Genomic DNA, 6,460 nt, shown 5'->3' with positions numbered 1-6,460 from the left:
GATCTTTATGAATATGACGTAAAGGATTGGTACGAACGCCTGTCAGAATAAGCAAACGCAAAGCCAGTTGTGTTATGTTTTGTGTTTTACAGAGTGTTTTATAAAAAGCCGGCACATCTTTCCAATCCATGGCTGGTAAATTTTGCGTTTTATGACGTTGTTTACCTAAGAGCGCGCGTGCTTTTTCGGTTGCCTGTAAATCAACATCCAAACCCAAGGCAGCCGCATGTTTGAGACAAAGATTGAGACGGTTCAGTGCTTTACGAGCTGTATCAGCTTTTGTATGCCAAATAGGGGCAAGGGTATTACGTATCTCTGTTTGTGTAATCTCAGAAACCGGCAGACAGCCTAATTTAGGGAGAATATGAAGGCGTAAATGTAAAAACCAATTACAAGTCTCACCATCCCCTTTTAATTCAGCTTTACGACTTTCAAAAGCATCTAAAGCAATATCTTTTAAATAATGGAGATTATGTGTCTTACGCTTTTGTTTATCCCGTTGGGATTATGCCTTTCATATAAAAAGAATGTTCTAAACACAAATATACTTGTGTTGCCAATTTATGCACTTTTGTTAAAGAGATATCTTTCAATGTGTATAAGCTCATTTTGCGACGGCATCTCTTAAATGGTATAAAACGTAAAAGTTTCTTTAGAATCATATAAAACCTTATAGAGCTACGCTATTTGTATACTTATGAAGATACAAAGAGGAGTATTATATACCTGCTATCCATGGATAGACTTTGATTGTGGGAGTTCATCAGAGGTATTTTTTCTTTCTAAATTGTTTTTATTTACATGTTTTTTTCTATTTATGATGTGCAAGCAAATGATTTTGATTGTTTCAACCATAAAAACAGATTTGAAAAGAAAGAATCTTACGATATTCGAGCTTGCTATATTATCAATATAAATCAATATATTGCTTTATATTTGCATTGTATGTTGAAAGTTGGATGTGGCAATGCTCTCAAAAAAGTATCGATCTTTTTTAGAAGAAAACACTGTGGGTGATAATTTTAAAAATTTTCCTCTCATAGAGACTTATGAGAATGTTTCATCCATCTCATAACAACCAAACCACACATGAAGAAAGTAATGGTCGGTAATATTAGGTAGTAAGATGGAGAAACTTTTGCAGGAAGAAAAGAAATAATACTCAATACTGTAATTGAAAATATTCTTCCGCTAAAAGATACAGCACCAACAACACCGGAAATATGCTGCGTTTGTTTTTGGTTAAGTTCTGAGAAAAATAAGCTTTTTGCCCCTATCGGTACAGTGCAAATAAATCCATGGATTAAAGAGAAGGCGATGACTGATGCAGCAGTTTGATGGCTATGAACTGAAAAATAGAGCGTTATGCACATCAGCGCAGAAAAGAAGGAAAAATATTTTATAGAATTCTTATATTTCTTATCAAGAACATGATACTTAGACATCAGTAGATTTGAAAAATATTGTGCTGAAAAGGCTCCAATATGGCAGCACATCAAGATGAGCATTTGCGAACCATTGAGGTGATGAATTTTTCCCCCTGAAAGTATTATCGGTTGCCAGAAATGATAAATAATCTGAATACCAGCGCTAAAAAGGCACATGAGGAAAATAAACCATGCTCCTCCTACTGTGTTTTGAAATATCCAAAGCGTTTCCTTGGCATTGTGCAAGATTGTTTTTGTTTTGGAAGTTTCAACTGTCGTTTTCTTTTCTTCCGGAACAATAAGGAATATCAAAAAAATAAATCCCATCATGAGGCATGAGATGATATATCCCATAAAATATTGTCCAGAGTAATAGATCGTTCCAATGCCTATAATCCCACTGAGAATACTTCCGAAAGAGTTAACCTGGTGGTAGAGATGAGCATAATGTGAAAAGTGATCTTGTTTATCGCCTAGAGAATGGTAAATCCATCCGTCAATGGCGCTGACAATGATGCAAATGCCTGCTGCATAGAGAATTTGCGCAATAATAAGTGCTGTCATATTGGGAGCTTGAAGGCATAAAAGATAAAATACTCCTGTCATAACGACCCCAGCCATAACGGAATATTTGCGTCGATATCTGTCAGATAAAACAGCGCAGGGAAAATCAAGCAGCAGAATGGTGGTGGAAAAGACAACCTGAAGTAGAGCTAATTGCGCCAGATTAACTCCCATGGACATTAAAAAAATAGCATGGTAAACGCCGATCAGCATGCGGACAGCATTATAGGATCCATAGGTGAGAGCAAGGGTGCGTGGCCTGTTCATTGTGTTGTTCCATAGATTTTACAGTGGGAATGTTCACTGAAGAGAACGTTTTTTTGTGAAAAGTTGGCTGCTTCATATCTCCATACAGTGATTAGTTGAAAGCAGATTTCTATAACCACTCCAGAATTTAAAAGTACCTTTGGTGCATGAGGAATCTCAAAGCGTATTAACGAGTGGAAATGCTGCAACTTTGAAGTGATTATGAGGAGAAACACAAGCCTCATAAATGAGGACGATACCTTTTTAGGGAAATTGCTTGTGGATTTGTTACATACATAGCGGCTATTGTATCTAGATTTATAAAATGAACCCAAGATAGCAAGAGCATTGACATCATCAGAATTTATAGAGGTTTGTCTATTTTTTACATACCATTTATTGATCCATTCTCTTTGCTGATCAGATGAAATAGCAGAAATGATCCATAAATTGGTTTTGGGTAATTTTTTTATATCTTTTTTTATAATCATCAACAATTTATAATCCCCCCATTTCTCTCTGACTGTTTCTCCGCATCAATTTTCGTCTAAAAACAATTATTTCCAGAACCCATCTTTATTTATTAAAAAAAATGTCTTGCAAGGTTTGTTATTTCGATCACATAAAAATTAAATTTCTTATATGACGAGGAGTGAGTATTGTATGATACATCGTGACTAAATACATACATCTTACCATATTTTGAAATGATGATTTCCTTTTGTAAAACAGTGTCCTGAGTGGAAGTTAGATAACCGTTACTTTGATCATGGAGATAACATCTTAAAAGAGCGCTTATTGAAGATATTTTTTAATATTGCTGAAAGGGAAAGAAAATATTTTAAAATAAAGAAATTAGATGTGTGATTAAAGTTTTCATCTCATGATAAAGATGGCGAATTTTAAATTTCATCTACTATCCTTTTTTCGATTCACTGATCTGTAAGAAATATCAAATTTCTCCAATTCATCCCTCCTTAATTTTATCATTGATCATAGATATCTTCTAGCTTGCTCCAAAACGGCATCCCTTCACGAATAACGATATATTGTTTCCAAATTATAAGTCTTGCCATTGATTTTTCCCGCTGATTAAATCAACTCTTTTTTTAAAAAGTGTCGTTCGAGAAAAGAACGCATCTTATCAGTTTAAAACTCTATGATCTTTATTAACCTAAAAGTAATAGCATAAAATATAATGTAAAAAATGAATAAATTTGAATTTATGTAAAAACACAAAATTTTTTATTGCTGCTACGGATAAAACAAACAAATCTATATTATAAAGTAGTCGATCACTACATTGATTGTGGTTATCCGTTTTGTATACGCATCATTTCATAATTGTTAATATATTTATTAATCAGAATATTATTTTTAAAGCAATTGTAATATCCTATTAAAATATTTTAAAGTCACCTATAAAGTGATTAAATTTCTCCTATAGAGATATAAAGATAGACAGAAAAGAGAGATATAAAGATAGACAGAAAAATCTACGAATATTTTATTGAATAGATTGATTTTTATAGATTTATTCTGTTTATAGAGTGTTTAATTCGTGTACAATTTATCCCCTTTTATTTTTATCGTAGATTATTCTAAATGGATTTAATAAATTTTATTAACTATAGTTAGAGCAGCTTTTATCTCTGTTGCTTAAAGAAATGTGTTATGTCTATCGAAGTACGCAGCTGGGGCACTGGCTAGACCCTGAAACCTATGTTGTTACTTCCAAAGAAGAGCAGTGTATTCAAGCGTTGCTGTATCCTCATCGAAATAAAATATTCGCCTCTCTGAATGATTATACAAGATTCTTCATTGAGCATTTGAGGGAAGATCTTCATTCTTCCGCTGCAGGTAATGTTGATGGCCCAGTGAAAGCTGCTACAGATGTGCTACGAGATGTCCGTGATATCTTACGTTCAGCAATTGATTTTTGCGGGTTAACGTCTTCATCTCACAAGTACTTTATTGAATATTTTAATCCAAACTTTAACCGTATTTCTGTCGGTCCACCGATGCAGCGAAACCAAGAGTTGAAGGCTCTGATGGAGGCTGGTATCGTGACTTTGGCAGGCAGCCCTTCACCTAAACTTGTTCTCAATGCTAGTACTAGCCGTTTCGAAATTCAGTCTGTTTTTCAAGATGAAAACAGTTCAGTTGATGGAGATGTGCTGATCAAGGCTAAGATTGATAGTTTTTCTCCGTTGCGTGATGAGTCTCCTTTTATCCAGAATTTGGCTGGTCAGGGAATTATTCGACCATTTACCAACCAAGGATATCATCCTAGTGGTATTGATATTGACCATCGGCAGCATCCTATAGACACTAAAGGGCAAATACAAAATACATTATGGGTGGTCGGTAATCCAGTAGAGGGGCCTAATTTTTATACATATATTTTGCCTAGGACTTTAGTTAATTCGCGTGCACTGCGGGATACAGGGCGCTTGTGTCACTGACATGTACGAGCAGCTTTTTAATCGCCACTCAGTCAAAGATTCAACAATTAATGTACATTGATGATGTAAAAAGCTTCCTGATACGTATATCTTCCGTATCCGCTATAATGGCGATGCTGATGCTATTCATTTTTCTTATATCTATCTCAATAAGAACTTGGTTTCTTATTCCATTGGCTGGAGTAACTGTTTTCGGTTATTTGCTTTTGACGATACCATACTGGTGGTTGAAGGGTAATGCACGCAGTGGTGTGTTCATCCTGTTGGCTTGTCTTTAGTGTTGATATGGCGTTGGCACTTGCCTGATGTTAGTACTGCGCTTGTGCGTTTTACTGATGTCTTTTGGCTATTACTCGCGCTATTACTCGCCATGGGATTGTTGCGCCATGTGATGAATATATGGCGTATTTCAGAATTTCTCTCTGAATGGTTGATGCGCTATGGAAAGGGTTCGCTTACCCTGTCCATCGCGATGCTGACTGCGTTTCTAGCTTGGCCGATGAGTTTGGGGGTTATCCCCCTAATGATTGATGCCTTGAAGAAAAGTGTTTTTCCCTCTCGCCATTTGGCCGCTATTGTGATGCGAATGATGAGCATCACAATGGTACTGATGCCGACCAGCATTGGTGCAGCAACAGTTTTCGCTGCTATGCCTAGAACACCAATATTCACATCCGCTGCTTTGGGGATACCACTTTTTCTATTCAGTCTGTTGTTGTTGTGCATTTCTCCTGTTGTACCGCTAGCTAACCCGATTATTTGCGATGAGAGGAGAGCGAATAAAGAAGGAGAGAGGTTAAGAATTTGGATTTTTTTGATATTGTTCTGGCTAACATTTATTATTGCGTTGACAGTTATCAGGTTGAATGCACTAGAAAGCATTGCATTGACGGCAAGCATTCTATACGTCATTGAGCGTGTAAGTTCACGCAGTGTTGATTTTTGACTCCTTTGGTGGCAGTGATACGCAGTATATCCAGTGAAATTATGTTGTTGCTAGGTTGTAGTCTGCTAATATCTACTTGTGATTTGCTTATTCCTTTGTTGCCAGTGACGTTTAGTCACTCATTGGCATCACTTTCTGTTTGGCAGCGCTATGCCTGTATTCTCTTCGTATTGCCAATTTTCAGTGTAGTAGGAATTCACCCTATGGTGATATTTAGTTTGGCATTTCCCTTACTAGGGGAATCGATGGCTTATGGGGTTACGGATTATTTGGTTTGGATTTGCTTCTTTATTGCAGCTCAACTCCTTTCTCCTGTATCAATAAATGCTATTTTTGCTTCCAGTAGCCTGCATATTTCACCGGTGGATACGAGCTTTAAAATGCATAGTTATTATGTATTAATGTTTAATCTTTTTGCGTTCATTTATTTGAGCTTTTTTATTCAATATTTGTAAATTATGGAGATCTTATGCCTTACATAAACATTAAAATTACTAATGAAGGGGTTACCTCTGAACAGAAACGGCAACTAATAGAAGGGGCAACTCAATTATTAGTTAATATTCTGAATAAAAATCCGAAAACGACTGTTGTAGTGATTGATGAAGTGGAGACAGACAATTGGGGTATTAATGGTGTTCCCGTTACAGAATTAAGGAAAGATCAAAATAAAGAATAACTCTGTGTATTTGACAATAATTTAAGGTCAATAGGGTTAATTAATGTAAAAAATCACGTCCTTTAGCAACATTTGATCAGACCGCCATTGGAGCGGTTGTTACAGCCCCTGATGCTGATAACCAAGTTTTTCC

5 protein-coding genes and 1 pseudogene are annotated in these 6,460 nt (G+C 35.9%); 3 read left to right on the top strand and 3 right to left on the bottom strand.

Annotated elements, in window-relative coordinates; translation table 11 throughout:
- The 3 genes and pseudogenes from ACFIKU_RS09145 to ACFIKU_RS09135 form a co-directional block, all read right to left on the bottom strand.
- A pseudogene (locus ACFIKU_RS09145) lies at positions 1-662 on the bottom strand (tyrosine-type recombinase/integrase); the annotation flags it as partial.
- Positions 663-1,037: 375 nt separating this feature from the next.
- Positions 1,038-2,258, bottom strand: a complete 1,221-nt coding sequence (locus ACFIKU_RS09140; protein ID WP_375642591.1) for an MFS transporter — start codon at positions 2,256-2,258, stop codon at positions 1,038-1,040.
- Entirely contained in the window at positions 2,255-2,728 is a 474-nt protein-coding gene (locus tag ACFIKU_RS09135; RefSeq protein ID WP_375657326.1) for a hypothetical protein, read from the bottom strand. Before ACFIKU_RS09135 ends, ACFIKU_RS09140 begins: the two co-directional genes overlap by 4 nt.
- A gap of 1,404 nt (positions 2,729-4,132) precedes the next feature.
- Here ACFIKU_RS09135 and ACFIKU_RS09130 point away from each other — a divergent pair.
- From ACFIKU_RS09130 to ACFIKU_RS09120, 3 genes are all read left to right on the top strand, one after another.
- Positions 4,133-4,702, top strand: coding sequence for a hypothetical protein (locus ACFIKU_RS09130; RefSeq protein ID WP_375657325.1), 570 nt, complete (start codon positions 4,133-4,135; stop codon positions 4,700-4,702).
- 298 nt (positions 4,703-5,000) lie between these two features.
- Positions 5,001-5,648 (top strand): hypothetical protein, encoded by a 648-nt coding sequence (locus tag ACFIKU_RS09125; protein ID WP_375642593.1) that lies wholly within the window; start codon positions 5,001-5,003, stop codon positions 5,646-5,648.
- A 469-nt stretch (positions 5,649-6,117) separates the two neighbouring features.
- The gene (locus ACFIKU_RS09120) at positions 6,118-6,327 is read left to right on the top strand and encodes a 2-hydroxymuconate tautomerase family protein (protein ID WP_015856802.1); all 210 of its coding nucleotides are present in this window, start codon (positions 6,118-6,120) and stop codon (positions 6,325-6,327) included.
- The last annotated feature ends 133 nt before the right edge of the window (positions 6,328-6,460 follow it).

Source organism: Bartonella sp. CM120XJJH (genome assembly GCF_042194715.1).
Lineage (GTDB): Bacteria > Pseudomonadota > Alphaproteobacteria > Rhizobiales > Rhizobiaceae > Bartonella.
Note: the sequence above shows the minus strand (reverse complement) of the source record. Positions and strands in the feature narration are given on the sequence as shown.

Excerpts from the sequence above, each read along its gene's own strand:
- ACFIKU_RS09120 (WP_015856802.1), top strand. The coding sequence starts at position 6,118 with ATGCCTTACATAAACATTAAAATTACTAATGAAGGGGTTACCTCTGAA.
- ACFIKU_RS09140 (WP_375642591.1), bottom strand. The coding sequence starts at position 2,258 with ATGAACAGGCCACGCACCCTTGCTCTCACCTATGGATCCTATAATGCT.
- ACFIKU_RS09135 (WP_375657326.1), bottom strand. The coding sequence starts at position 2,728 with ATGATTATAAAAAAAGATATAAAAAAATTACCCAAAACCAATTTATGG.